This window comes from Ruegeria sp. BJ3 (genome assembly GCF_056535665.1).
In genome coordinates this window covers 1399224-1423505 of record NZ_JBQFIT010000001.1, presented here as the reverse complement: position 1 = coordinate 1423505, position 24282 = coordinate 1399224, and the positions used below count along the sequence as shown (strand labels likewise).

The 24282-nt window shown below is 62.6% G+C and carries 27 protein-coding genes; 15 read left to right on the top strand and 12 right to left on the bottom strand.

Annotated elements, in window-relative coordinates; genetic code table 11:
* The first annotated feature begins 176 nt into the window (after positions 1–176).
* The 3 genes from alr to ACR3EL_RS07170 are packed head-to-tail and all read left to right on the top strand — an operon-like array spanning position 177 to position 2733.
* On the top strand, positions 177–1211 hold the full coding sequence (alr, locus tag ACR3EL_RS07180; RefSeq protein WP_170338353.1) for an alanine racemase: 1035 nt from the start codon (positions 177–179) through the stop codon (positions 1209–1211).
* The gene (locus ACR3EL_RS07175) at positions 1208–1990 is read left to right on the top strand and encodes an MlaE family ABC transporter permease (protein WP_170338351.1); all 783 of its coding nucleotides are present in this window, start codon (positions 1208–1210) and stop codon (positions 1988–1990) included. The genes alr and ACR3EL_RS07175 overlap by 4 nt, the downstream gene beginning before the upstream one ends.
* A complete protein-coding gene (locus ACR3EL_RS07170) occupies positions 1987–2733 on the top strand; it encodes an ABC transporter ATP-binding protein (RefSeq protein WP_170338350.1) in 747 nt (248 codons plus the stop codon). Before ACR3EL_RS07175 ends, ACR3EL_RS07170 begins: the two co-directional genes overlap by 4 nt.
* A 2-nt stretch (positions 2734–2735) precedes the next feature.
* Here the strand turns inward: ACR3EL_RS07170 and ACR3EL_RS07165 are convergent, their stop codons facing one another.
* On the bottom strand, positions 2736–3158 hold the full coding sequence (locus ACR3EL_RS07165) for an acyl-CoA thioesterase (protein WP_170338348.1): 423 nt from the start codon (positions 3156–3158) through the stop codon (positions 2736–2738).
* Between the two features lie 106 nt (positions 3159–3264).
* Between ACR3EL_RS07165 and ACR3EL_RS07160 the strand changes: the two genes are divergently transcribed.
* The 7 genes from ACR3EL_RS07160 (at position 3265) to ACR3EL_RS07130 (ending at position 9838) form a co-directional block, all read left to right on the top strand.
* Entirely contained in the window at positions 3265–3717 is a 453-nt protein-coding gene (locus ACR3EL_RS07160) for a paraquat-inducible protein A (RefSeq protein ID WP_170338345.1), read from the top strand.
* A 149-nt stretch (positions 3718–3866) separates the two neighbouring features.
* A complete protein-coding gene (locus tag ACR3EL_RS07155) occupies positions 3867–4649 on the top strand; it encodes a kinetochore Spc7 family protein (protein WP_170338343.1) in 783 nt (260 codons plus the stop codon).
* A gap of 133 nt (positions 4650–4782) precedes the next feature.
* Entirely contained in the window at positions 4783–6147 is a 1365-nt protein-coding gene (gene radA / locus ACR3EL_RS07150) for a DNA repair protein RadA (RefSeq protein ID WP_170366113.1), read from the top strand.
* 40 nt (positions 6148–6187) lie between these two features.
* Positions 6188–6757 (top strand): CvpA family protein, encoded by a 570-nt coding sequence (locus tag ACR3EL_RS07145; protein WP_093962256.1) that lies wholly within the window; start codon positions 6188–6190, stop codon positions 6755–6757.
* 497 nt (positions 6758–7254) lie between these two features.
* Complete coding sequence (purF, locus tag ACR3EL_RS07140) at positions 7255–8715, top strand: amidophosphoribosyltransferase (RefSeq protein WP_093962976.1); 1461 nt, start codon at positions 7255–7257, stop codon at positions 8713–8715.
* A 184-nt stretch (positions 8716–8899) separates the two neighbouring features.
* A complete protein-coding gene (locus tag ACR3EL_RS07135) occupies positions 8900–9148 on the top strand; it encodes a hypothetical protein (RefSeq protein ID WP_093962257.1) in 249 nt (82 codons plus the stop codon).
* Between the two features lie 42 nt (positions 9149–9190).
* Positions 9191–9838 (top strand): SDR family NAD(P)-dependent oxidoreductase, encoded by a 648-nt coding sequence (locus tag ACR3EL_RS07130; protein WP_480720991.1) that lies wholly within the window; start codon positions 9191–9193, stop codon positions 9836–9838.
* A gap of 57 nt (positions 9839–9895) precedes the next feature.
* On the opposite strand, the gene ACR3EL_RS07125 is transcribed toward ACR3EL_RS07130, so the two are convergent.
* The 4 genes from ACR3EL_RS07125 to ACR3EL_RS07110 form a co-directional block, all read right to left on the bottom strand.
* The gene (locus tag ACR3EL_RS07125; RefSeq protein ID WP_480720988.1) at positions 9896–10738 is read right to left on the bottom strand and encodes an ATP-binding protein; all 843 of its coding nucleotides are present in this window, start codon (positions 10736–10738) and stop codon (positions 9896–9898) included.
* A 115-nt stretch (positions 10739–10853) separates the two neighbouring features.
* Positions 10854–11735 carry a twin-arginine translocase subunit TatC gene (gene tatC / locus ACR3EL_RS07120; protein WP_480720986.1) on the bottom strand — a complete coding sequence of 294 codons (882 nt, stop codon included), beginning with the start codon at positions 11733–11735 and terminating at the stop codon, positions 10854–10856.
* A complete protein-coding gene (gene tatB, locus ACR3EL_RS07115; protein ID WP_170338333.1) occupies positions 11732–12190 on the bottom strand; it encodes a Sec-independent protein translocase protein TatB in 459 nt (152 codons plus the stop codon). Before tatB ends, tatC begins: the two co-directional genes overlap by 4 nt.
* A 6-nt stretch (positions 12191–12196) precedes the next feature.
* The gene (locus ACR3EL_RS07110; protein ID WP_170338331.1) at positions 12197–12412 is read right to left on the bottom strand and encodes a twin-arginine translocase TatA/TatE family subunit; all 216 of its coding nucleotides are present in this window, start codon (positions 12410–12412) and stop codon (positions 12197–12199) included.
* Between the two features lie 219 nt (positions 12413–12631).
* Here ACR3EL_RS07110 and ACR3EL_RS07105 point away from each other — a divergent pair, with 219 nt between their 5' ends.
* Together ACR3EL_RS07105 and ACR3EL_RS07100 are read left to right on the top strand one after the other, a co-directional pair.
* A complete protein-coding gene (locus tag ACR3EL_RS07105; RefSeq protein ID WP_170338329.1) occupies positions 12632–12937 on the top strand; it encodes a hypothetical protein in 306 nt (101 codons plus the stop codon).
* Between the two features lie 21 nt (positions 12938–12958).
* Positions 12959–13630, top strand: a complete 672-nt coding sequence (locus tag ACR3EL_RS07100; RefSeq protein WP_170338327.1) for a helix-turn-helix transcriptional regulator — start codon at positions 12959–12961, stop codon at positions 13628–13630.
* A gap of 43 nt (positions 13631–13673) precedes the next feature.
* Here the strand turns inward: ACR3EL_RS07100 and ACR3EL_RS07095 are convergent, their stop codons facing one another.
* The 7 genes from ACR3EL_RS07095 to ACR3EL_RS07065 form a co-directional block, all read right to left on the bottom strand.
* Positions 13674–14825, bottom strand: coding sequence for a M23 family metallopeptidase (locus ACR3EL_RS07095; RefSeq protein WP_170338325.1), 1152 nt, complete (start codon positions 14823–14825; stop codon positions 13674–13676).
* A gap of 63 nt (positions 14826–14888) precedes the next feature.
* Positions 14889–15539: a protein-L-isoaspartate(D-aspartate) O-methyltransferase gene (locus tag ACR3EL_RS07090; protein WP_170338324.1), complete on the bottom strand. Its 651-nt coding sequence runs from the start codon at positions 15537–15539 to the stop codon at positions 14889–14891.
* A complete protein-coding gene (surE, locus tag ACR3EL_RS07085) occupies positions 15536–16318 on the bottom strand; it encodes a 5'/3'-nucleotidase SurE (protein WP_170338322.1) in 783 nt (260 codons plus the stop codon). The genes ACR3EL_RS07090 and surE overlap by 4 nt, the downstream gene beginning before the upstream one ends.
* 123 nt (positions 16319–16441) lie before the next feature.
* Entirely contained in the window at positions 16442–17527 is a 1086-nt protein-coding gene (locus ACR3EL_RS07080; RefSeq protein WP_170338320.1) for an ABC transporter ATP-binding protein, read from the bottom strand.
* Between the two features lie 86 nt (positions 17528–17613).
* On the bottom strand, positions 17614–18726 hold the full coding sequence (locus tag ACR3EL_RS07075; protein WP_480720980.1) for a hypothetical protein: 1113 nt from the start codon (positions 18724–18726) through the stop codon (positions 17614–17616).
* 2 nt (positions 18727–18728) lie between these two features.
* Positions 18729–19508, bottom strand: a complete 780-nt coding sequence (locus ACR3EL_RS07070; protein WP_170439025.1) for an SDR family oxidoreductase — start codon at positions 19506–19508, stop codon at positions 18729–18731.
* A 75-nt stretch (positions 19509–19583) separates the two neighbouring features.
* Positions 19584–19946 carry a nuclear transport factor 2 family protein gene (locus tag ACR3EL_RS07065; RefSeq protein WP_170338820.1) on the bottom strand — a complete coding sequence of 121 codons (363 nt, stop codon included), beginning with the start codon at positions 19944–19946 and terminating at the stop codon, positions 19584–19586.
* A 109-nt stretch (positions 19947–20055) separates the two neighbouring features.
* On the opposite strand from ACR3EL_RS07065, the gene ACR3EL_RS07060 reads away from it, so the two are divergent.
* The 3 genes from ACR3EL_RS07060 (at position 20056) to ACR3EL_RS07050 (ending at position 24264) form a co-directional block, all read left to right on the top strand.
* Positions 20056–21663 carry a peptide chain release factor 3 gene (locus ACR3EL_RS07060; protein WP_170402693.1) on the top strand — a complete coding sequence of 536 codons (1608 nt, stop codon included), beginning with the start codon at positions 20056–20058 and terminating at the stop codon, positions 21661–21663.
* Between the two features lie 43 nt (positions 21664–21706).
* Complete coding sequence (locus ACR3EL_RS07055; protein WP_170338311.1) at positions 21707–22648, top strand: glycosyltransferase family 2 protein; 942 nt, start codon at positions 21707–21709, stop codon at positions 22646–22648.
* 185 nt (positions 22649–22833) lie between these two features.
* On the top strand, positions 22834–24264 hold the full coding sequence (locus ACR3EL_RS07050) for a DEAD/DEAH box helicase (RefSeq protein WP_170339444.1): 1431 nt from the start codon (positions 22834–22836) through the stop codon (positions 24262–24264).
* Positions 24265–24282 lie beyond the last annotated feature (18 nt).

Sequence of the window (24282 nt, the reverse complement as noted above, 5' to 3'; positions counted from 1 at the left end):
GATCAGCCAACGGTTTTGGCCCGGATAGGCGGACAATGCTGGCAGGCTGTCTTGCCCGCGTTCAAGCCCGCCCGGACCTGCGCAACCCGGCTACAAGCCGCCCATGGCAAGGACTTTACGCGCGTTTGCAGCGCATTCCCCCTTGACCTCGTGCGGCGCAATGTCATGAACGGGTCATGAGTACTGCACGTTTGACGATCAACCTTCATGCGCTGGCCAGTAACTGGCGGGCGCTGGACGCAAAAACCGATGTCGAGACCGGCGCCGTGGTCAAGGCCGACGCCTATGGTCTGGGCGCCGGACCTGTGGCCAACACGCTGGCCGAAGAAGGCGTCCGCAAGTTCTTTGTCGCCGTTGCCGAGGAAGGAGCCGCCGTCCGCCAAGCGATTGGCCCCGGCCCCCTGATCTGCGTCTTTTCAGGCCATATGGAGGGCGACGCCGACCTGTTGCGCGATCACGACCTTGTGCCGCTGATCAACTCGCCCGAGCAATTCCAACGCCACCTGCAGGCGCTACCGGTCCATCCGTTCGGGATTCAGTTGGACAGTGGCATGAACCGCCTCGGGCTGGAGCCTTCCGACTGGGCCGCTCTGCGCAGCCGGGCCGAGGCGCTGAACCCTGTCGTGGTCATGTCGCACCTGGCCTGTTCGGACGAACCGGACCATCCCATGAACCGGCAACAGCTGAAAACCTTCCGCGAGATGACCGATGGCGTATCGGCTCCGCGTTCGTTGGCGGCCACCGGTGGCCTGCTGCTGGGGCCGGAATTCCACTTTGATTTCTGTCGGCCCGGCATCGGCCTGTATGGCGGCTTGCCCTTTGCGGGCGCCAAACCTGTGGTCACCGTCGATCTGCCGGTGATACAGGTGCGCGAGCTGGCGATCGGAGAAACCGTCGGCTACGGCAACACGTGGAAAGCCCGGCGCCCCTCGCGGATCGCAACCGTGGCTGCGGGTTATGCCGACGGGCTGCACCGCGCCATCGGTGGCGGCATCGACACCTTCGCCGGTGACCTGCCCTGCCCCGTCGTCGGACGCATCTCGATGGATCTGATCACCGTCGACGTGACCGACCTGCCGCACACGCCCGAACGTCTGCGCATTCTGAACGGCCACCAGACGGTGGACGACCTGGCCGAGGCCGCGGGCACCATCGGGTACGAGATCCTGACCTCACTCGGCAGCCGCTATTCGCGGGGCTATGTCGAATGAACCCACTCGCATGGCTTGGCGAACTGGGCCGCGCGGTCCTGAACCTGCTGGCGGCGTTCGGCCGCGTGGCGCTGTTTGCATTGGATGCTCTGTCACACATCTTTCGACCGCCGTTCTACCCGCGTGAACTGGGCATGGCTCTGCTGAACATCGGCTGGCTGTCGCTGCCGGTCGTAGGCCTGACGACCATATTCACCGGCGGCGCGCTGGCGCTTCAGATCTACGCCGGCGGCGCGCGTTTCAACGCCGAGGCCGTGGTGCCCCAGATCGTCGCCATCGGCATGGTCCGCGAGTTGGGTCCTGTCATGGTCGGCCTGATGATTGCCGCGCGCGTCACCTCGTCGATCGCCGCCGAGATCGCCACAATGAAGGTGACCGAGCAGATCGACGCGCTGGTCACCCTGTCGACCCACCCGATGAAATACCTGGCGGCCCCGCGCGTTCTGGCCGCATTGATCACCGTCCCTGTTCTGGTTGCCGTGGGCGACATCATCGGCATCGCAGGCGGTTATGCGGTGGCGACACAGAACCTCGGTTTCAACCCGGCAGCCTATCTGAAAAACACGGTCGATTTCCTCGAGCCGCTCGACATCCTGTCCTCGCTGGTCAAAGGGGCGGCGTTCGGGATGATCGCGGCGATCATGGGCTGCTATTTCGGCATGCATTCGGGACGCGGCGCGCAAGGCGTGGGCCGCGCAACCAAGGGCTCGGTCGAGGCCGCCGCAGTCCTGATCCTTGCCGCCAACTTCGTTCTCACGGGGGTGTTCTTCTCGCTATGATCCGAATGGAGAACGTACACAAGGCCTTCGGCGACAACCATGTTCTCAGGGGCATGAACCTCGAGATTGCCAAAGGCACGTCCATGGTGATCATCGGTGGTTCGGGCACCGGAAAATCCGTGGCGCTGAAATGCATCCTTGGCCTGATCAAACCCGACAGCGGCAAGATTTTTGTCGATGGGCAGGACGCCCGGACCGGCGACCGAGACGCCTTTCTGGCCAGGTTCGGTATGCTGTTTCAAGGCGCGGCCCTGTTTGACTCGCTGCCCGTCTGGCAGAACGTGGCCTTCCGCCTGCTGCGCGGCTCGCTGAAACGACCGACGGACGAGGCACGTGAAATCGCGATCGAGAAACTGCGCCGCGTGGGCCTGCGCGCCAAGGTGGCAGATCTGTATCCCTCCGAGCTGTCGGGCGGCATGCAGAAACGCGTGGGTCTGGCCCGCGCCATCGCCGCCGAGCCCGAGATCATCTTTTTCGACGAACCCACCACCGGCCTGGACCCGATTATGTCGGGCGTCATCAACGACCTGATCCGCGAGATCGTGACCGAAATGGGCGCCACCGCGATGACCATCACCCACGACATGAGCTCGGTCCGCGCGATTGCTGACAACGTGGCGATGCTGCATGACGGGGTGATCCAGTGGACCGGCCCGGTCAGCCAGATGGATTCCTCGGGTGATCCTTTCGTCGAGCAGTTCATCAGTGGGAGTGCCGAGGGACCGATCGAGGCGGTGCGGTAGGTCTATTCTACATCCATCCACAGTTTCGCTTTTTCTGAAACATCACCGGGCAACACCTCAGCCCGGCGTGTTTCCAAGTTCAGCAAAACACATTTAAACACAGCGATGAAAGCCGTTTCACCGTCCGCTACTTTTCTAAGCGTGTGGCGGAAAGTCATGGATTTCTTTCCAATTTCCAGAATTTCGCTCTCCATTTGGATCGCTTCGCCTGAACCAAGTTCCTGCCGGAAGTCGCTGTTGATATTCACCACTGCGAAGGAAAGCCGCCTACCGCTCCGCATATCGTCTGCCGTCAAGCCCATTTCGGCCTGCATGGCGAAAACGGAATCTGAACATGCTGCAAAATACCTGGATACATTCATGTGCCCAAGGAAATCGCAATCGGAAGGATCAACCACCGACTTGAACGCCAAATAGGCGGGCATAGAAATTATCTCCTTGCCGAATGACTTTACATGACTTCACTTGTACACGTTATCACATCATTCAGTCGAAGAAAGCGTCGTCCATAAACCCTACGATTTAAGCATAATGACCCTCCGCCTCGCCACCCTCTCGCTGCTGATCCTCTACCCCATCGCGTGGTTCGCCCCGTTGATGCGCGCGGGCCTGCTGCCGATCTTCGGCCTCAGCGAGATCAGCGTCATCACCGGCCTCCAATCCCTCTGGAAATCCGACATATTCCTCGCGCTGGTCGTCACCGTCTTTGCCCTGTTTGCGCCGTACATCAAAACCATCGGAACCGCGCTGGTCCAATGGGACCTGCTGGACCCGCGCGTCCAACCCGCGCTGAACATCATGGGCAAGCTCGCCATGGCCGATATCTTCCTCATTGCACTCTACATTACCTTGGCCAAGGGCATCTCATACGCAACGATCGAAACAGCGTGGGGCCTGTACCTGTTCACCGGCTGCATCCTTGCCTCGATCGCGCTGGGATACGTTACCGAAGTGAAACTTGGTTCACGAAATCCCCGGACCTGATTGATTGAAAACGCATTTCTGGCTATGATGGCCAGTATTCGAGCAGCCAAGTCATTTTTGTTTCGGGGTCCGACGCGGACCGTCTTGCACGTTTGATGGATACTCCGCCCGGGCCCGGTTTTGCCGGTTTCCAAAGGAGTAGGACTGCCATGGCCGCCCTCCATTCGATTTCAATTCATTTCCAGAACGTATTCCTGCGACTGACTTTTTTCCTGATCTGCGCCGCCGCTCTGTTTGCCGTATCCGCCACCCTGCTTGCCGCCGTGAATGTCTGGCCCTGGCTGACGATGCAGGCTGGATTGGGCGGGCAGGACATCCCGAACGCAGGCATCTACATCCAGATCGGCCTGACCGCTCTGGTTTTGATGCTCGCCTTCTATCTGCCCTCCAGCGCGCGCATGATGGCGTTGGAAAACGCGCATCGGAAGTTCTCGCTGCAGATGCAGGACGTGGTCGATGCCTACCAGATCGCCCATGCGGCCGACCGCAGCGGCGTGTTCGCGCTGGCCTCGGAGTTTGACGCGGTCAAGGAACGCATGGCCTTCCTGCGCGATCACCCCGACCTGCAATCGCTGGAGCCCGAGATCCTTGAACTGGCCGCGCAGATGAGCCAGGTCAGCCACGAACTGGCCGAGACCTACGGCGCGGCCAAAGTCGCCCGAGCGCGGGCGTTCCTGCAACAGCGGCAGGAAGAGGTCGAACTGTTCCAGCAACGGATCGAAGACGCCCAGACCATACAGCATGAATTGCGCCAGTGGACCCGCGACATCGAGATCGAGGAATCCATCGCCAAGGCGCAATTGGCCCGTCTGCGCGAAGAATTGTTCGAGCTTTTGCCCGAGCTTTCCGCCCAGTTGCAGACACCGCCGGACGACAGCGACCCGACCGCGTCGAGCGTCATCGCCATGCCCCCGCCCCGCGCCGCCGAATAGCCACTCACTCACCAGGTGCGCCAGCACCCGCCGCGAAGGATGGCCCGCCCGGGCCTGACGCCGCGGCCCGTCAGTCCGGATTGAACACCGGAAGGGCTTGAAGAACCGCGCAAGCTCGGGCACGAATTGCGCCATGGCAAAGACGACGACTTTCATCTGCTCGGCCTGTGGCGCCTCGCAATCCCGCTGGTCCGGCCGCTGCGACGGCTGTGGCGAGTGGAACACCATAGTTCAAGAGGCCCCATTGTCGGCAGGCCCGGCCAGGAAATCGCTGGGCGGCAAACGGGGCCAGGCCGTCACCCTGACGGACCTCTCCACCGAGGAGGCCCCGCCGCCCCGCACAGTCTGCGGCGTCGAGGAACTGGACCGTGTCCTGGGCGGCGGGCTGGTCCCTGCCTCGGCCCTGCTGGTGGGCGGCGATCCGGGCATCGGCAAATCCACCCTGCTGTTGCAGGCCGCCGCGCGATTTGCCCGGTCGGGCCTGAAAACCATCTATGTCTCGGGCGAGGAAGCCAGCGCCCAGGTTCGCATGCGCGCGCGCCGCCTGGGGCTCGAGGACGCGCCGGTGCAACTGGCGGCCGAGACCAACCTGCGCGACATTCTCACCACGCTCGAGGCCGAGAAACCCGGCCTTGCCATCATCGACTCGATCCAGACCATGTGGGCGGACAATGTCGACAGCGCGCCGGGATCAGTCAGTCAGGTCCGCGCCGCCGCGCACGAGTTGACCAGCTTTGCCAAGCGCCACGGCGTGTCCATCATCATGGTCGGCCATGTCACCAAGGAAGGCCAGATCGCCGGCCCCCGCGTGGTCGAACACATGGTCGATACCGTCCTCTATTTCGAGGGCGAGCGCGGCCACCAGTTCCGCATCCTGCGCGCGGTCAAGAACCGCTTTGGCCCCGCCGACGAGATCGGCGTGTTCGAGATGACGGGCAAGGGTCTGGCACAGGTCACCAACCCCTCGGCCCTGTTTCTGTCGGAACGCGGCACACCCAGCCCCGGCTCGGCCGTTTTCGCAGGCATCGAGGGCACCCGGCCTGTGCTGGTCGAACTGCAGGCGCTGGTCGCGCCCTCGCCCCATTCACAGCCCCGCCGCACGGTCGTCGGCTGGGACAGCGGACGACTTGCGATGATCCTCGCCGTGCTCGAAGCGCGCTGCGGCATCCCCTTTGCCGGGCTCGACGTCTATCTGAACGTGGCCGGGGGCCTGAAGATCAGCGAGCCCGCAGCTGACCTTGCCGTGGCCGCCGCCCTGCTGAGCGCGCGCGAGGACACCGCCCTGCCCGCCGACACCGTGGTTTTCGGAGAAATCTCGCTATCCGGGGCACTTAGACCAGCGCCGCAGACCGAAAACAGGTTGAAAGAAGCGCAAAAACTTGGTTTCACAGCAGCAATTGCTCCGGCAGGCGGCAAAACCGGTACTGTGGCAGGTCTGACACTCACCCGACCCTCTGATTTGGTTGGGTTTGTTGGCGAAACCTTCGGAGCAGGTTAAAGTCGCGCCTCGAGGGGCACAAAAAGAACAGGCGAGGGCCATGGAAGGTTTTACAATAATTGACGGGCTCGTTGCCCTGATCATCGTGCTGTCGGGGATTCTGGCCTATTCGCGCGGCTTCATGCGCGAGGTCATGGCCATTGCAGGTTGGGTCGCCGCCGCAGTTCTGGCCTTCATCTTTGCACCGCAAGCCGTGCCGCTGGTCAAGGAAATCCCGGTGGTCGGAGACTTCTTGCGTGACAGCTGCGAATTGTCGGTGATTACGGGCTTTGCCGCGGTGTTTGCCATTGCGCTGATCGTGGTCAGCATCTTCACCCCGTTGTTCTCGTCCCTGGTACAGCGCTCGGCGCTGGGTGGGCTGGATCAGGCGCTGGGGTTCTTCTTCGGCATCGCCCGCGGCATTCTGCTGGTTGCCATCGCCTTCTTTGTCTACGACACCGTGATGACCGGCCAGTCCTACACGATCGTCGATGAAAGCCGCTCGGCCAAGGTATTCGAGCAGTTCAGCGACAGGATCGAAGAGCAGAACCCCGAGGCCGCCCTGGGTTGGGTGACCACCCAGTACGAAGAGCTTGTTGCATCCTGCACAGCGGATTCTCAGGGCCAGTAACAGCTTTAAGCCAAGTAAAACGAAGCAGCCCGGCGGCCAGCCGGGCTTTTCTTTTGTCAGAGGGTCAGACGAACCCTTCGCCCCCACAAACCGAGCAGCGGTTGGTTTTCAGGCCAAAGCATCCGTCGCACCGGCTGAACTGGGGCTTGCCCAAGTGATCTCGACCCTTCAGGACTTCGCCCTTGCCATTGCATATCTGGCAAGGTGCACGTCCCATTCCGCGGCACCGATGGCACCGGCGTTTGACGTGCTCGTCCTTTTTCTGGCTCGGTCGTCCCTGCCACATACCTGTTTTGCCCTCGGTCAAATGCTGCCGGCGTCATACCATGCAGCGCGTTCAAAACACGGGAAACACTCATGTTCGCGGCCCCATCAAACCAGAAACCCGGCCTGCGGCAAAACGAATTATGATCCTTTGGTGACATGGGGGGCATTAGGCATTATGTGAGGGCCAACTCGCCATGGAATCGGAGCTGCCTGTCTTGCATAGCCCGCAGATGCCCCCCGCCCACCCGTTCGATGATGACAAGCTCCGCGAGGAATGCGGGATTTTCGGGGTCGTCGGCGTCAAGGATGCCGCCAATTTCGTTGCTCTTGGTCTGCATGCCCTGCAGCACCGCGGGCAGGAAGCCGGCGGGATCGTCACCCATGATCCCGAACTCGGCTTCAACTCGGCCCGTCGATTTGGCTATGTGCGCGACAATTTCACCTCGTCCGACGTGATGGAAAGCCTGCCCGGGCCGATCGGGATCGGCCATGTGCGCTATTCCACGGCCGGGTCCAAGGGCCAGACCGCCATCCGTGACGTACAGCCATTCTTCGGCGAGTTTTCGATGGGCGGCGCCGCGATTGCGCACAATGGCAACATCACGAACGCCAACGCCCTGCGGCGCGAGCTGATCGAGCGCGGCTCGATCTTCCAGAGTTCGTCCGACAGCGAATGCATCATCCACCTGATGGCCCGCTCGCTACAGCGCAACATCCCCGAACGGATGGAGGACGCGCTGCGCCGGGTCGAGGGGGCCTTCTCGGTGGTCGCCATGACCCGCACCAAGCTGATCGGCGTCCGCGATCCTTTGGGTGTACGCCCGCTGGTATTGGGCAAAATCGGCGATGGCTGGTGCCTGGCCTCGGAAACTTGTGCCCTGGACATCATCGGTGCCGAATTCCTGCGCGAGATCGAACCCGGCGAAATGGTGGTGATCAATGCCCAGAACGGCGTTGAAAGCCACTTCCCGTTCCGCCGGCAACCCAGCAAGTTCTGTATTTTCGAGCATGTCTACTTCTCGCGCCCAGACTCGATTCTGGGTGGACGCTCGGTCTATGAGACACGCGAAGCCATCGGACGCGAGCTGGCCAAGGAAAGCCCGGTCGAGGCGGATCTAGTCTGCCCCGTGCCCGACAGCGGCACGCCCGCGGCCATTGGGTACTCGCTGGAGTCGGGTATCCCCTATGCGATGGGGATCATCCGCAATCAATACATGGGCCGCACCTTCATCGAACCCACCGAACAGATCCGCAACATGGGCGTACGCCTCAAGCTGAACGTGAACCGCGCCCTGATCGAGGGCAAGCGGGTGATTCTGGTTGACGACTCGGTGGTGCGCGGTACGACCAGCCGCAAGATCAAGGAAATGATCTTGGATGCCGGAGCGAAAGAGGTGCATTTCCGCATCGCCTCGCCGCCCACGGCCTGGCCTTGTTTCTACGGCGTGGACACGCCACAGCGCGAAAAGCTGCTGGCCGCCACCATGACCGAGGAAGAAATGACCAAGCATCTGGCGGTCGACAGCCTCAAGTTCATCTCGCTGGACGGGCTGTACCGGGCGGTCGGCGAATCGCAGGGCCGCAGCAAGGACTGCCCGCAATACTGCGATGCATGCTTCTCGGGCGAGTATCCTGTCACTCCGGCGGACATGGTTGAACAAGGGTTCAAGATGCAACCGGCGGCCGAATAAGGCCGAAATTCAGAGACTTCTCCAAGGGGCCGCAGGGCCCCTTTTTTCATGGGCCGGATCGGCGTGGCGAAACATGGCCGAAACCTGCTGCACCGGCTTTTCCTTCCCCTTTGGCTCTGCTAGCCAACCGGCTGCTCACTCACGCAATCACACGGAGGCCGGGCCACCGGGCCGGCCAGTTTACATGGCAAATCCCAGAGTCGACAGCGCGGCCACCCAAAAGGGCGCGCTCAGCAAGAATGGTACGACCGTCTTGGGCGTCTTTGGCCCGCAGAACGACATGCGCGCCCTGATGCGCTCATCGTCTGGACGGGTGAAAGAGGTCAAGACCGGCAGCCGTTTTGGTTCGGGCACGATCGTGGCCATCGACAAAGACGGCATCATGCTGCGACAAAGCGGCCGGACCCAGCGCATCGCCATCCCCGGAAGCTGATCCGGGCTTGACGGGCTGCGCGCTTGGGTTCAAACCCCGCGCATGACCGATCAGACCAAAATCGCACTTGTTACCGGCGCGTCGCGCGGCCTTGGTGCCGCTCTGGCCGAGGCGCTGGCGCCCGAGTATCACATCGTCGCCGTTGCCCGCACCACCGGCGGGCTGGAAGACCTGGATGACCGCATCAAGGCCAAAGGGGGCGCGGCCACCCTGGCGCCGATGGACATCGCCGACCCCAATGCCATGGCCACGCTCTGCCGGGGCATCCATGACCGCTGGGGCAAGCTGGATCTGTGGCTGCATACGGCCATCCACACCGCACCGCTGACGCCCGCAAATTTCATCGACCCCAAGGATTGGCAAAAGTCCGTGGACGTGAACGCCTCGGCAACTTCGGTGCTGATCCCCTATGTCGCGCCCTTGCTAGGTGAGGCTGGAAAGGCCGTGTTCTTTGATGACCCCCGCGCGGGCGAGAAGTTCTGCGCCACCTATGGCGCAACCAAGGCCGCGCAGATCGCCATGGCGCGCAGCTGGGCCGCCGAAACCGTGCGCACCGGGCCGAAGGTTCATGTGTTGCAGCCCGAGCCGATGGCCACAGCCCTGCGCGCGCGTTTCTTCCCGGGTGAGGACCGGTCGAAGCTGGCCAGTCCCTCGGACGAGGCAGCGCGCCTGCTGGCCATGCTGGGCTGAGACCTTTCGGTCAGATCGACCGGAAAGATGTTGCGGCGCCCCAAGCGGGCGCCGTTTTCATTCGATGTGAACGCCTTGCCGGCCCGCCAGATCGACAAAGAACTGCCACGCCACCCGGCCCGAACGCGCGCCGCGCGTGGCCTGCCATTCGATCGCCTCGGCCCGCAGTACGTCGGCATCGACGCTGACGCCATAAGCCGCGCAATACCGGTCGATCATCGCAAGGTATTCGTCCTGATCGCAGGGGTGGAACCCCAGCCACAGGCCGAACCGGTCGGACAGCGAAACCTTTTCCTCGACCGCCTCGGACGGGTTGATCGCGCTCGAGCGCTCGTTCTCGATCATGTCACGCGGCATCAGGTGGCGGCGGTTTGACGTGGCATAGAACACCACGTTTTCGGGCCGGCCCTCGATCCCGCCGCCCAGCACGGCCTTCAGCGATTTGTAGTGCTGGTCGTCATGGCTGAACGACAGGTCATCGCAGAACAGGATGAACCGGTAAGGTGCGGCGCGCAGGTGGTTCAGCAACCGCGCGACCGAGCCCATGTCCTCGCGCTGAAGTTCGACCAGCTTCAGGTCGGGAAACTCGGGCTGAAGGGTCCCATGCACCGCCTTGACCAAGCTGGACTTGCCCATGCCGCGGGCACCCCACAACAGCGCGTTGTTGGCCTTGTACCCGGCAGCGAAGCGGCGCGTGTTGTCCAGCAGCGTATCGCGCGACCGGTTGATGCCCACCAGCAGATCCAGATCGACGCGGTTGACATTGTGCACCGGCTCAAGCCGGTCGGGCCCGATGTGCCAGACAAAGGCGGGCGCGGCCGAGAAATCGGGCGCGGCCAACGGCGCAGGGGCCATGCGCTCCAAGGCGTCGGCGATGCGGTTCAGGGCTTGGTCGTCCATGGGTCCTCCGAAGTCTTGCGGCCGATTTCAACCACGTTCACGGGCCGCCAACAAGACCCGGATGAAGAAAGGGCGCACCCGCCAAGGCACGCCCTTCCCCATTTACTGCTCGGGTTTATTTGCCGTCTTCTGCGTCAAACTCGTCCATCATCGCATCATCGGCGGCTTCTTCATCGTCATAGTAGCCTTCGGCCCGCAGCTGTTCTTCACGCTTTCTCTCGACCCGGGCCACCAGGAAGATCGAGATCTCGTACAGGCCATAGACCACGACGAACAGGATGATCTGGGTGATCACGTCCGGCGGGGTCACGATGGCGGCCAGAACCAGAATGCCCACCACGGCATATTTGCGCACCGCGCCCAAGCCTTCGGCGCTGACCAGCCCGGCCTTGCCCATCAGGGTCAACAGAACCGGCAGCTGGAAACACAGGCCAAAGGCCACGATGAACTTGATCGTCAGGTTCAGGTATTCCTGTGCCGAACCCTGGAAAACCACGCTCAGCGGCGCAGTGGCACCATCCGCTAAGGCCTCACCCTCGGCCCCGAATTGCTGGAACCCAAGGAAGAAGTCATAGGCCAGCGGCGTGACCACGTAAAAGGCAAAGCTGGCGCCCAACAGGAACATGAAAGGTGAGGCCACGAGGAACGGCAGAAAGGCGTTCTTTTCCGACTTGTAGAGCCCCGGCGCCACGAACCGCCACATCTGCATACCGATATACGGAAAGGCCAGAATGAACCCACCCAAGAGCGAGACCTTGATCGCCACGAAGAAGCCCTCCTGCGGCGAAATGAAGATCAGGTCGCAGTCCTGTCCGCGCTCGGACAGAACATCGCACAGAGGCTGGGTCAGAAAGTTGAAGATCGGCGTGGCAACCGTGAAACAGATGATCATACCGATCAAAAAGGCCACGACGCTGTGGATCAGACGCGTGCGCAGCTCGGCCAGATGCTCGATCAGGGGGGCCGAGGTATCTTCGATCTCGTCGGTCTTGCTCATGTCTTGCCTTCGGTTTTCAGCGCGGCTTCGGCCTCTTCGGCCTTGGCCAAGGCCTCGGCGGCTTCTTTCGCTTTGCGCTCGGCGGCGGCACGGGCGGTTGAGGCCTGGATCTTCTTCGCCTGCTCGGCCCGCTCAGCGGCCAGTTTGCCGGTTTCGCTGTCGGGGTCGAACTTGGTCGGGTCCATGCTCTTGGCCATGTCCTGGGCCGCCTGCTTGACGCCGTCCATCGCACTGCCCACCGGGTTGGTGGCCGCGTCCAGACCTTTCTTGATGTCGTTCACGCCCGCCTGGTCGGCCGCTTCGTTCATGGCGCTTGAGAACTCGCGCGCCATTCCGCGGGCCTTGCCGACGAACCGTCCGACATTGCGGAACAGAACCGGCAGGTCCTTGGGCCCCACGACGATCAGGGCAACGATGCCGATGACCAGAAGCTCGGTCCAGCCCAGATCAAACATGGGCGATTAGACCTTGTCTTTGTCGGACTCGGGCGTGACATCCTTGGCCAGTTCGGACGCGTCCTGTTCGATCTCCTCGCCGCCTTCTTTGACGCCTTTCTTGAATGCGGTGATGCCCTTGCCCACTTCACCCATCAACGAGCTGATCTTGCCGCGGCCAAACAGCACCAGCACCACGACGGCGATCAGCAGCAGGCCGGGAAGGCCGATATTGTTGAGCATGTCTCTTCTCCTTCAACGTCGGCGCGTTGCGCCGGGAATGTGATCTGGAAGCCTGTCTACGCCCACCGGGCCGTCGAAAAAAGTGACGCAAGTCAAATCCGCGTTCAAATCCGCGCTGGTCAGGTGGTTTTTGCGGGCTGGCAATTTCCAACTGACAGGTTTATGTCAGTTGCAGGCGGCTAGGAACAGGGCATCGAAACCTGGTCAACGGAGACTCACATGACCCATGTTGCTGAAATCGTCACCTTCACCCTCGCTGATGGCACCACGCCGGAAGCGTTCGTCAGGCTCAGCCAGACGACCGAGGCCTTCGTGCGCGCGGCCCCGGGCTTTGCCCACCGCCAGCTGAGCCAGGGTGAGGATGGCCGCTGGACCGACTATGTCATCTGGACCGACATGACGGCCGCGCAGGACGCCGCCGCGCAGTTCCCGCAGCAGGACTTTGCCGCCGGTCTGATGGCGGCCATCGACCCCGCCAGCATCCAGATGCGCCACGAGAAAGTGCTATGGAACATGACCGCCTGATCGCGGTCCGGACGGCGTGTCATGCGCCGCACTGACCGCCTGTTCGACATCATCCAGATCCTGCGCGACGGCAAACTGCACCGCGCGCAGGACATCGCGGACCGGCTCGAAGTGTCGGTCCGTACGATCTATCGCGACATGGATACGCTGGTGGCGTCGGGCGTCCCGGTCGAGGGCGAACGCGGCGTGGGTTATATGGTGCGCGAGCAGATCACCCTGCCCCCGCTGAACCTCACCCCGGGCGAGCTTGAGGCCCTGAACCTCGGGATGGCGATCGTGGCCGAGGCCGCCGACCCCGACCTTAAGGCCGCCGCCGACTCGCTGGCCGCCAAGATCGACGCGGTGCTGCCCACCCAGGTGGTGGCCGAGGCGGATGCCTGGAAATTCGCCGTCTATCCCTTTGCCGATGCCGCGCGCGGGCTGGCGCATATGGCGCCGATCCGGGCGGCCATCAAATCGCGCCAGAAACTGCGGCTGACCTACCGGCGCATCGACGGAACCCTGACCGAACGCACGATCCGCCCCCTGCACATGGAATACTGGGGACGGGTCTGGACCCTGACCGCTTGGTGCGAGCTGCGCGACGCCTTCCGCGTGTTCCGCATCGACCTGATCGAAAGCGTCACGCCCCTGCCCGAGATCTTTGCCGACGAGCCCGGAAAGCGGCTGGCCGACTACGACCCGACCGCCTGATCCCGTTTTTCACCCAAGGCTACTTGGAACCGCACTCTGAGCCTCAGCGCAGATAGGTTTCGGGGTCGACGGATTCGAACCCTTTGCGCACCTCAAAGTGCACATAGGCATTCTCACCCCCGCGCAGCTTGGCAATGCTTTGGCCGCGGCTGACCCGGTCGCCTTTCTTGACCGAGATGTTCTCGACATTCGCGTAGACCGTCAGCAAATCGTTGGTGTGCTTGACGACGATGATCGGGATCTGATCCGCATCCGCCGTAATGGCCGCCACGGTACCGGCTTCGGCCGCCTTGACCGATGCACCGGGCGATCCGGCGATGTCGATCCCTTCGTTCTTGCCCTTGGCATACGGGCGAATGATCTTGCCGGTTACCGGCAGAGCCAAGGCTGACGAGCTGGAATTCGTCGGGGCCTCGGCCGTCACGTCCGGAGCGGGCGTCAACGGCGCAACTTTTTCGTCCGGCAGCGGCTGCGTTGCACTGGGCGGCGTCGGGGTGGGCGATCCCTGCCCCGGTTCGGTGGTCGCCGTGGGCGCTGCGGCGGCAGCTTGGCGCGGTGCAGCCTGATTTTTGACGGGGATCAGCAGAAACTGCCCTTCGCGCACGGCAAAATCCGAACCCAAACCGTTCCATTCAGCCAGCGCATCGACCGGAACCTGATACAGGCGCGAAATGGTATAAGCCGTCTCACCCCGCTTGACCTTGTGCCGGATCGGCTCGTCCGTCGAGGTGACGGGCGCCGGTTTGGCCGGCTCAAGGTTCGTGACCCGCACGCCGCCCGTGTCCGGCGCCTGATCAATCGCGGTCGTGGCGATCGAGGCGATATCGACATTCCCCGCTCCGGCGCCGACGGACCGTGGCAAGGCCAGCACTTCGCCCTCGCGCAGCTGGTCGGTGGGCTTGAGACCGTTGAACCGGGCCAGCTCGGCCTCGGGCAGACCGACCCGCGCAGCCACGGCGGCGACGTTGTCACCCCGTTGCGCGACGGCAACCTGATATGTCGGATAGGTGATCACGCCACGGCTGTCCGGCGCCGGCCGGTTCGTGGTGGCTGATTGTGCGGCCGGAGTGGTCGAAAAACCGCCGACCTGACCGCGCAGGTCGTAATCCAGCGGGCCTTCGCAACCGGCAAGCACCAGCGCGGCCACCATCGCCGTTGTTCCACGACCCAAGACTGACTTGGAAACTGCTCTCATATCACTGTCCTCAACACCTGCCCCTGTTTGCCGGGGTTCTGGCGCCCAATTCCTAAACCTACGTTACGCCTCGTCCTTTCCAAGCCCTTCCAGCAAGGGCACGAACCGAACAGGCAACAGTTCGTCATATTCCAGCGCGGTCTCGGTTCTGGTGACCCGTATCAGGGTCTGAACCGCATCCGACTGCCCAACGGGCAAGACCATGATACCGCCGATTTTGAGCTGCGCCAAGAGCGGGCCCGGCGGGTCCTCGGCCGCGGCGGTGACGATGATGCGGTCAAAAGGAGCCTGTTCGGGCAACCCGAAAGATCCATCCGACAGCATCGCCGTGATATTCGTCAGCCCCAACTCTCGAAACAGCTCTCCGGTTTCGCGTACCAGACGCTTGTGGCGTTCCACGGTGTAGACCCGCCGCGCCAGCTTGGACAGCACCGCAGCCTGATACCCCGAACCCGTCCCCACCTCGAGCACCTTGTCGCGCGGCGTGACCTGCAGCGCCTGCGTCATCAGACCTACGACCGAGGGCTGGCTGATCGTCTGGCCGCATGCAATCGGCAGTGGCGTGTCCTCGTAGGCACGCTCGGCGAACAGGCCCCGCACGAACTTGCCGCGGTCGATCTGCTCCATCGCGTCAAGAACACGCGCATCCGTCACCCCGCGCGACCGCAGGGCGAACAGGAACTGCATCTTTGTTTCGGGGTCCAGTCCGGTCATTCGATCGTCTTCAATGCCTCCAGCGCATCATCGGCGGTCAGGTCGGCCCGCATCGGCGTGACCGAAATATAGCCGTCCAGGTTCGCCGCCGCATCCGTTCCCGGAGCCGTCGGGTTGTGCTGATAGCCCCCCTTGATCCACAGGAAACGGCGACCCGAGGGCGAGCTGTGCGGTTCCACCCCAAAATGCGTGTCTCGTCGGAATCCCTGACGCACGACGCGTGTGCCAAGAACTTCATCGGCAGGCACCGGAGGGAAATTTACGTTGTAAAACAGGCGGTAGTCTTCCTGTGCGGGCGGATCGGCCTCAAGAATGCGTCGTACCAGATCCGCACCGAACCGCGTGGCGGCCTCGAACGGGTCGTCCAGCCCAAGATTGCGCGGACCAAAATACTGCGACAAGGCGATCGCCGGAATGCCCTGAAGCGCCGCCTCCATCGCCCCGCCGATCGTGCCCGAATACAAAGTGTTCTCGGCCGAATTGTTGCCCCGGTTCACACCAGAAAGAACCAGATCAGGCCGCGCGACCTTCATCACGTCATGCAGCCCGGCCAGAACGCAGTCGGCCGGCGACCCTTCGGCCGCGAAACGACGCTCGCCCAGTTTGGCGACCATCATGGGATGGGTATAGCTGATACAATGCCCGACCCCCGACTGTTCGAAAGCCGGAGCCACGATCCAGACCTCACCATCCGGGCCGGCCACATCCGCAGCAATCGCCTCGAGCGCGATCAGGCCCGGGGCGTTGATCCCGTCGTCATTTGTCAGAAGTATGCGCATTGCCTGCCTGTGCCCCCGCGTTTCGCCCTTGATAGACGGCCCCAAAGGATGCGGCAAGCGATGCCCCGGCGCATTCTGCGGCATTCGCGCACCACTCGCCGGGAAATCGACCTGCTGCAGCGTCTAGGCCGGAAAAACGAAGCAGCGATCCCGCCGGATGGTCAACCACATCACCCGGCCCGGATTGGGCACGAACACGTTCGGGACGGTCGCCTTGAGGATCGAGCCGTCATAGTCCATCCGAAACTCGATCAGGCTTTCGTTGCCCAGAAAGCGAGCGCGCTCGACCACGCCGCGGGCCGCAACGCCATCGGTCGCCGTCGGCAGCGGTCCCTTGCCATTGCGATCAAAGTCCAACCGCACATGCTGAGGGCGGAAAACGATTTCGACGTCAGTGCCATCGGGGACACCCGGCGCCAGGAATTGACCAAATGGCGTTTGCGCCAATGCTCCATTCACCTGGGACTGCAACACATTGACATCACTAAAAAATGCCACGGCAGCCTTGTCCACGGGTCGGGTGTAGACATTGTAGGGCGCACCCTGCTGGACGATCTTGCCGCGGCGCATCAGTGCGATCTCGTCAGCCATACGCATCGCCTCTTCGGGCTCGTGCGTGACCAGCAGCACGGCGGCGTCCTCTTCCTTGAGGATGGCCAGGGTCTCGTCACGGATGCCGTCGCGCAGACGATTGTCGAGGCCCGAGAACGGCTCGTCCATCAGCATAATCCGCGGACGCGGAGCCAGCGCGCGGGCCAGCGCGACCCGCTGCTGCTCACCCCCTGACAGCTGGTGCGGAAACCCGTCGATATGGCGGATCAGGTCGACCTTTCTCAGCAACTCTTCGACACGTTCCCGCTTTTGCTCCTTGGCCCCCTTCAGTCCAAAAGCTACGTTGTCAGCCACGCTGAGGTGCGGAAACAAAGCGAAATCCTGGAACATCAGTCCGATCTCGCGACGTTCCGGCGGGACTCGGAACACCGTGTCACAGACCAGCTTGCCATCGACGTAGATTTCGCCCGAGTCCTGCATTTCGACGCCGGCAATCATCCGCAACGTAGTGGATTTGCCGCAGCCCGACGGGCCCAGCAGACAGGTCACCTGGCCCGCCTGAACGGTCAGCGAGACATCATCCACCACCGTGCGCCCGCCGAACCGGCAGACCAGATTGCGGATTTCCAATCGCGGAGGAGCTGTGTTGATTGCCACCGACGGACCCCAATTGCCTTTTCCCGATCAATTTCATCGGGCTTGCGCCGGGATAACAACCCCGCCCATCGGGCGCAAGAGAGGCGCTAGGCCAGCAGCTCGAACGGCACACCCGCGCGGACCTTGCCGTTGACCTGAATCTCAAGCCTGTGCGGCCCCGGCACCAACCGAAACGTCGTGGCGTCGCCCTTGAGTTTATGCCGCTTGCTCAGCCGCAGGCGGCCATTTGACAGATTAGCTTGCTTGAGCTTGTGAACCTTGGGTGAAATTTTCCCGCCAGGTCGCTGAAAATGCACGATATAGTCAATCAAGACCGCTTGATCTTCGGGGCCTGAAACCGAGACGGCGAACTCCAGAACCCCGCCGATGCAGGCCTCGCCAATCACCTCAACATTCACCTCCAGCGGTGCGTCGGGATCATAACCCAGCAGCGCCATCGCCCCGCCATGGCCGGACTTGACCAGCCCGCGCAGCGCATGTGCGGTGATCCACCGCATCTCGTCGCTGTTTTGCGCGCCCAAGGCGTGCCACTCCCTCAGGCGGTTCAATGCCAGGTCGGGGTCTTTTTTGGTGATGTCGTTGAGATGGTTCGCCACCGACCGCGTGACATAACGTGTCGGATCCGAGCGCAACCGATCCAGCAGCGGCAGCGGGTCAGACAGGTCCAGCCCGACCGCCTGCCCCCACGGCAGCCGCGGGCGTGTGGCTTCGGAGACCAGCCGCCGGACGTGATAGCTGGAATGCCCGCACCAGTCCTGCATCCGGTCCAGCACCAGATCGGGATGGCTGTTCAGAAAAGGCCGGATCGCCCATTCCATCGAAAACCGCTGGGTCAGCTCTGCAAGGACATCTAGCGCCATTTCTGGATGGTCCGCGCCGACCTGCGCCACCCAGTCACCCAGCGGAGCAAAGATGAAGTCACCAAAATCATCATCGCTCAGGGACGGGTCCAGAGGCGGCGGCAAGGCGCGCAGGATCACCGGGGCCACGTCGGGCAGCGCGCCAGGAAAGGCCGTCTGCAAACAATCGGCAATCCACGCGATCCGCTGCTTCAGCTCCAGCTCCGGCAGGCGCGACATGACCCGCGCCACGAATGCGTCGCCGTCAAACCCGGCGTCGGCCTGCGTGAACAGGCCGGCCAGGTAACGGGTCTTTTCCGCGTTGAACAGCTGATCCTTCAGCGAAAACCCCTGCGCCACGGTCACATCGTCAGGTTGGTCGCGCCACCATCCAGCAGGATGTTCTGCCCCACGATGAACCCGGCATGTTGCGAGCACAGAAACGCGCAAGTCGCGCCGAATTCCTGCCGCGTACCATAGCGCCGCGCCGGGATCGTGGCCGCGCGCTCGGCCCGTGCCTCGTCCAGCGAGATGCCCTTCTGCGCCGAAACCCCGGCATCCAGCGAGTCCGCCCGGTCGGTGGCATGAATGCCGGGCAACAGGTTGTTGATGGTCACGCCGTAGGGCGCAACCTGCCGCGCGGTTCCGGCCACATAGCCGGTCAGCCCGGTGCGCGCCGCGTTCGACAGGCCCAGTACCGCGATGGGCGCCCGCACGGATTGCGAGGTGATGTTCACCACCCGGCCCCAACCCTTGTCCATCATCGACGGCAACAGCGCCTTCATGAAGGCGATCGGCGTCAGCATATTGGCATCCAGCGCCTTGATGAAATCCTCGCGGTCCCAGTCGGACCACAGGCCCGGCGGCGGACCACCGGCGTTTGTCACAAGGATATCAACGCCCTGCGCGGCCTCGATCACCTGCGCCTGGCCTTCGGGCGTGGTCACGTCGCAGGCGACCGTCTGCACCTCGACACCGTAATCGGCGCGCAACCGGTCGGCCTGCGCCTCCAGCGCGTCAGGCCCACGTGCGTTCATCACCAAATCGACACCCTCGGCGGCCAGCGCCTCGGCGCAGCCCAGCCCCAAGCCCTTGCTGCTGGCACAGACCAGCGCGCGTTTTCCTTGTAGTCCCAGATCCATGTGATCCCCCCTGTCATTTGTTACCCGCATGTCTAGCACCGGCCAGACAGGGAAGACCAGATTGGCGTCGGCAAATCAGTAGAAGAACTCTTCCCGCACGATCTTGCCGTTGACCACGTGATAGACTCCGACCTCGCGCATGTCGAAAGCTTCACCGCTTTCCTTCACCTTGCCCTGCACTTCAAAAATCACGGCAAAGCTGTTTTCACCATGCAGGAACGGGTCGCTGACTGACGCGCCCGAAACCTCGTGCGCGCTTTCCCACCAATCATGCTTGCCGCGGATGCCTTCAATGCCGTGGGTCTCGCGGCCCATGCCCTGCATGTCCATCGCCTCGACCGAGACGGCATCGGCTGCATACAACTTCTCCAGATTCTCCTTGGCGCGGTTTTCGCGGCAACCTGCCACCAGTTCCTGGGCGATTTCTTTCAAATTCATTGATCCACTCCATTATTTGTTCACTATATGTTCTTATTGGCATATCCACCTGATTCGAACCACCCCCTTTGTCTTGCCTCGGCAGGATTCCCCGCCTATACGCGCCTTCATGCTTGATACCGCCTCGAACCAACCCACCCTGCCGCCCGAGATCGCGCGGCGCCGGACCTTTGCCATCATCTCGCACCCGGATGCGGGCAAGACGACCCTGACCGAAAAGTTCCTTCTGTATGGGGGTGCTATCCAGATGGCCGGACAGGTGCGCGCCAAGGGCGAGGCACGGCGTACGCGGTCGGACTTCATGCAAATGGAAAAGGACCGGGGTATATCGGTCTCGGCCTCGGCCATGTCGTTTGACTATGGCCCCTACCGGTTCAACCTGGTGGACACACCCGGCCACTCGGACTTTTCCGAGGACACCTATCGCACGCTGACCGCCGTTGACGCCGCGGTCATGGTGATTGACGGGGCCAAAGGCGTGGAAAGCCAGACGCAGAAGCTGTTCGAGGTCTGCCGCCTGCGCGATCTGCCGATCCTGACCTTCTGCAACAAGATGGACCGTGAGAGCCGCGATACGTTCGAAATCATCGACGAGATCCAGGAAATGCTGGCCATCGACGTGACCCCGGCCAGCTGGCCCATCGGCGTGGGGCGCGATTTCATCGGCTGCTACGACATGCTGCGTGACCGGTTGGAACTCATGGACCGCGCCGACCGCAACAAGGTGGCCGAAAGCATCGAGATCAACGGGCTGGACGACCCCAAACTGGCCGAGCATGTGCCCGCAGAACTGCTGGACAAGCTGCTGGAAGAGGTCGAGATGGCGCGCGAATTGCTGCCTGCGCTGGACCCGCAGGCGGTGCTTGAAGGCCACATGACCCCGATCTGGTTCGGCTCGGCCATCAACTCGTTCGGCGTCAAGGAACTGATGGAAGGCATCGGTGCCTATGGACCGCAGCCGCAGGTGCAATCGGCCGAACCGCGCCAGATTTCGCCGGACGAGAAAAAGGTGGCGGGCTTTGTCTTCAAGGTGCAGGCCAACATGGACCCCAAGCACCGCGACCGGGTGGCCTTTGTCCGCATGGCCAGCGGCCACTTCAAGCGCGGCATGAAGCTGACCCATGTGCGCAGCAAGAAGCCCATGGCGATCACGAACCCGGTTCTGTTTCTGGCCTCTGACCGGGAACTGGCCGACGAGGCATGGGCCGGCGATATCATCGGCATCCCCAACCACGGCCAGCTGCGCATCGGTGACACTCTGACCGAGGGCGAGGCGATCCGCGTTACCGGAATTCCATCCTTCGCGCCCGAGCTGTTGCAGGGCGTGCGCGCGGGCGACCCGATGAAGGCCAAGCATCTGGAAAAGGCGCTGATGCAGTTTGCCGAGGAAGGTGCTGCCAAAGTGTTCAAACCCTCAATCGGCTCGGGCTTTATCGTCGGCGTGGTGGGCGCGCTGCAGTTCGAAGTGCTGGCCAGCCGGATCGAGCTGGAATACGGCCTGCCTGTGCGGTTCGAGGCCTCGCAATTCACCAGTGCGCGCTGGGTGTCGGGCGACAAGGCCGAGGTCGAGAAGTTCGTCAATGCGAACAAGCAGCACATTGCCCACGATCACGACGGCGACATCGTCTATCTGACCCGCCTGCAATGGGACATCGACCGCGTGGTGCGCGACTATCCCAAACTGACGCTTACCGCGACCAAGGAAATGATGACGTGATGCTGACCCTGCCCCCCGTCAAAGCATCAGAGGCCGTCATCGCATGACCGCAGCGGGGCCGAGCTGGGGCATCGTCTCGACGGTGCGTGGATCGGCCTGCGACATTCTGAGTTTTGCGGCCTACCACCTGGATCTGGGCGCGGATCACCTCTACCTCTACCTTGACGAGCCCAACCGGCGGGCTTTTCGCCCCCTGCGCCGCCACCCCAAGGTGACCGTCCGCATCTGCGACGATGCGTTCTGGGCGGCGCGCAAACGGGACAAGCCCGAGCGCCACCAGGTCCGCCAGACCGTTCATGCGACCTATACCTATCGCCACACCGATCTCGATTGGCTGGCGCATATAGATGTGGACGAGTTCCTGTGGCCCACGGCCCCTATCGCGGACTTGCTGGGCGAAGTGCCCGAAACGGTACACGCAGTTCGGATTCGTCCGATCGAAGCCCTGGCCTGCGGCGACGATCTCTACAAGGCGTTCATCCCCCAGGGCCCCGAACGAGAAGCGCTTGTCGAGACGATCTATCCAAACTACGGCGCCTTCGTTCTGGGCGGCTTTCTGAGCCACGTACAGGGCAAGCTGTTCGTGCGTACGGGGATGGAGAACCTCAATTATCGCATCCACAACCTGTTTCAGAACAAGGTCATCTTGCCCTGCAAGACCGAAATGCCGCAGATCGACCTGTGCCACCGCCATGCCCCGGATTGGGAGCATTGGTGGTCACACTATCGGTTTCGGCTGGAGCGCGGCTCGTACCAGCCCGGCATGGCTCCGAACGTACATCGCGATCGGGGTGGGCTGAACATGAACGAACTGCTCAGTTGGATCGAGGCCGAAGAAGGCGAGAAAGGTCTGCGCAAGTTCTTTGACGAACTCAGCGCCACCGACCCGCAGGTCCGCGCGCGCCTGCAGGAACGGGGTCTGATCAAGCACCGACCGCTTGATCTTGAGGAAAAGCTGCAGAAACACTTTCCCGGAAGCTGCTGAATTGTTGCACGAAATCGCCAGTGACGCGATGTAGCGGTACAGATGAAACTGTCTTCATTTGACCCTGCCACACCTTTTTGTTATGTCCGCATCCAAGCCGAAACGCGCATGGTGCGCATGGCCATCCGGGCCCGGCATTTTTCATACGCGCGGGCCAGGTCAGTGTCCGCATGAACCGGACATACATGACGAAATTCACCGATCTGAATCTGAACCCCAAGGTCCTCAAAGCTATTGAGGAAGCCGGCTACGAAACCCCGACCCCGATCCAGGAAGGCGCCATCCCGCCAGCCTTGGAGGGACGTGACGTTCTGGGCATCGCCCAGACCGGAACCGGCAAGACGGCCAGTTTCGTCTTGCCCATGATCACCCTGTTGGCGCGCGGTCGTGCGCGGGCGCGGATGCCGCGTTCGCTGGTGCTGTGCCCGACGCGGGAACTGGCGGCGCAGGTGGCCGAAAACTTCGACACCTATACCAAGCATCTAAAGCTGACCAAGGCGCTGCTGATCGGCGGCGTCAGCTTCAAGGAACAGGATGCCCTGATAGACCGCGGCGTGGACGTGCTGATCGCCACGCCCGGCCGTCTGCTGGACCATTTCGAACGTGGCAAGCTGTTGCTGACCGGCGTGCAGATCATGGTCGTGGACGAGGCTGACCGGATGCTGGACATGGGGTTCATTCCCGATATCGAACGCATCTTCTCGCTGACGCCCTTTACCCGGCAGACGCTGTTCTTCTCGGCCACCATGGCGCCCGAAATCGAGCGGATCACCGACACGTTCCTGTCGGCCCCGGCCCGGATCGAAGTGGCCCGTCAGGCCACCGCGTCCGAGACCATCGAACAGGGTGTCGTAATGGTCAAAGGCGGCCGCCGTGACCGTGAGGGCAGCACCAAGCGCAAGGTCCTGCGCGCACTGATCGATGCCGAAGGTGACAAATGCACCAACGCCATCGTCTTCTGCAACCGCAAGACCGACGTGGATATCACCGCGAAATCGCTGAAGAAATACGGCTATGACGCGGCCGCGATCCACGGCGATCTGGACCAGTCCGTGCGCACCAGGACCCTTGAGGGCTTCCGCGAAGGAACGCTGCGTTTCCTGGTGGCGTCCGATGTCGCCGCGCGGGGACTGGACGTTCCGTCGGTCAGCCATGTGTTCAACTTCGATGTGCCCAGCCACCCCGAGGATTACGTGCACCGCATCGGCCGTACCGGCCGCGCCGGGCGCGAAGGCAAGGCCATCACTCTGTGCACGGCCCGCGATGAAAAGGCGCTGGACGCGATCCAGAAGCTGATCCAGAAGGAAATCCCACGTCTGGACAACCCGGTTCAGGCCGAACCGGCCGGGGACGAGGACAAAAAGCCCGAGAAGAGATCGCGCGCGTCGACCCGCAAGGGCGAGGGCAAATCCGAGGCCAAGGACACCGGGAAGGACAAGCCCGCCAAGGACGCTACGCCCAGGGAAACAGCCCCCAAGGACAAGCCGGCACGAGAAAAGGGCCAACGCGGCAAAAGCCGTGGACGCCGCGACGATGGCGGACCAGCCGTCGTCGGCATGGGCGATCACCTGCCCAGCTTTATCGCTCTCAGCTTTGACGAACGCCGCGCGGGCTGACTCGCCTGCATGGCAAAA

Excerpts from the sequence above, each read along its gene's own strand:
- alr (WP_170338353.1), top strand. The coding sequence starts at position 177 with ATGAGTACTGCACGTTTGACGATCAACCTTCATGCGCTGGCCAGTAAC.
- ACR3EL_RS07175 (WP_170338351.1), top strand. The coding sequence starts at position 1,208 with ATGAACCCACTCGCATGGCTTGGCGAACTGGGCCGCGCGGTCCTGAAC.
- ACR3EL_RS07170 (WP_170338350.1), top strand. The coding sequence starts at position 1,987 with ATGATCCGAATGGAGAACGTACACAAGGCCTTCGGCGACAACCATGTT.
- ACR3EL_RS07165 (WP_170338348.1), bottom strand. The coding sequence starts at position 3,158 with ATGCCCGCCTATTTGGCGTTCAAGTCGGTGGTTGATCCTTCCGATTGC.
- ACR3EL_RS07160 (WP_170338345.1), top strand. The coding sequence starts at position 3,265 with ATGACCCTCCGCCTCGCCACCCTCTCGCTGCTGATCCTCTACCCCATC.
- ACR3EL_RS07155 (WP_170338343.1), top strand. The coding sequence starts at position 3,867 with ATGGCCGCCCTCCATTCGATTTCAATTCATTTCCAGAACGTATTCCTG.
- radA (WP_170366113.1), top strand. The coding sequence starts at position 4,783 with ATGGCAAAGACGACGACTTTCATCTGCTCGGCCTGTGGCGCCTCGCAA.
- ACR3EL_RS07145 (WP_093962256.1), top strand. The coding sequence starts at position 6,188 with ATGGAAGGTTTTACAATAATTGACGGGCTCGTTGCCCTGATCATCGTG.
- purF (WP_093962976.1), top strand. The coding sequence starts at position 7,255 with ATGCCCCCCGCCCACCCGTTCGATGATGACAAGCTCCGCGAGGAATGC.
- ACR3EL_RS07135 (WP_093962257.1), top strand. The coding sequence starts at position 8,900 with ATGGCAAATCCCAGAGTCGACAGCGCGGCCACCCAAAAGGGCGCGCTC.
- ACR3EL_RS07130 (WP_480720991.1), top strand. The coding sequence starts at position 9,191 with ATGACCGATCAGACCAAAATCGCACTTGTTACCGGCGCGTCGCGCGGC.
- ACR3EL_RS07125 (WP_480720988.1), bottom strand. The coding sequence starts at position 10,738 with ATGGACGACCAAGCCCTGAACCGCATCGCCGACGCCTTGGAGCGCATG.
- tatC (WP_480720986.1), bottom strand. The coding sequence starts at position 11,735 with ATGAGCAAGACCGACGAGATCGAAGATACCTCGGCCCCCCTGATCGAG.
- tatB (WP_170338333.1), bottom strand. The coding sequence starts at position 12,190 with ATGTTTGATCTGGGCTGGACCGAGCTTCTGGTCATCGGCATCGTTGCC.
- ACR3EL_RS07110 (WP_170338331.1), bottom strand. The coding sequence starts at position 12,412 with ATGCTCAACAATATCGGCCTTCCCGGCCTGCTGCTGATCGCCGTCGTG.
- ACR3EL_RS07105 (WP_170338329.1), top strand. The coding sequence starts at position 12,632 with ATGACCCATGTTGCTGAAATCGTCACCTTCACCCTCGCTGATGGCACC.
- ACR3EL_RS07100 (WP_170338327.1), top strand. The coding sequence starts at position 12,959 with ATGCGCCGCACTGACCGCCTGTTCGACATCATCCAGATCCTGCGCGAC.
- ACR3EL_RS07095 (WP_170338325.1), bottom strand. The coding sequence starts at position 14,825 with ATGAGAGCAGTTTCCAAGTCAGTCTTGGGTCGTGGAACAACGGCGATG.
- ACR3EL_RS07090 (WP_170338324.1), bottom strand. The coding sequence starts at position 15,539 with ATGACCGGACTGGACCCCGAAACAAAGATGCAGTTCCTGTTCGCCCTG.
- surE (WP_170338322.1), bottom strand. The coding sequence starts at position 16,318 with ATGCGCATACTTCTGACAAATGACGACGGGATCAACGCCCCGGGCCTG.
- ACR3EL_RS07070 (WP_170439025.1), bottom strand. The coding sequence starts at position 19,508 with ATGGATCTGGGACTACAAGGAAAACGCGCGCTGGTCTGTGCCAGCAGC.
- ACR3EL_RS07065 (WP_170338820.1), bottom strand. The coding sequence starts at position 19,946 with ATGAATTTGAAAGAAATCGCCCAGGAACTGGTGGCAGGTTGCCGCGAA.
- ACR3EL_RS07060 (WP_170402693.1), top strand. The coding sequence starts at position 20,056 with ATGCTTGATACCGCCTCGAACCAACCCACCCTGCCGCCCGAGATCGCG.
- ACR3EL_RS07055 (WP_170338311.1), top strand. The coding sequence starts at position 21,707 with ATGACCGCAGCGGGGCCGAGCTGGGGCATCGTCTCGACGGTGCGTGGA.
- ACR3EL_RS07050 (WP_170339444.1), top strand. The coding sequence starts at position 22,834 with ATGACGAAATTCACCGATCTGAATCTGAACCCCAAGGTCCTCAAAGCT.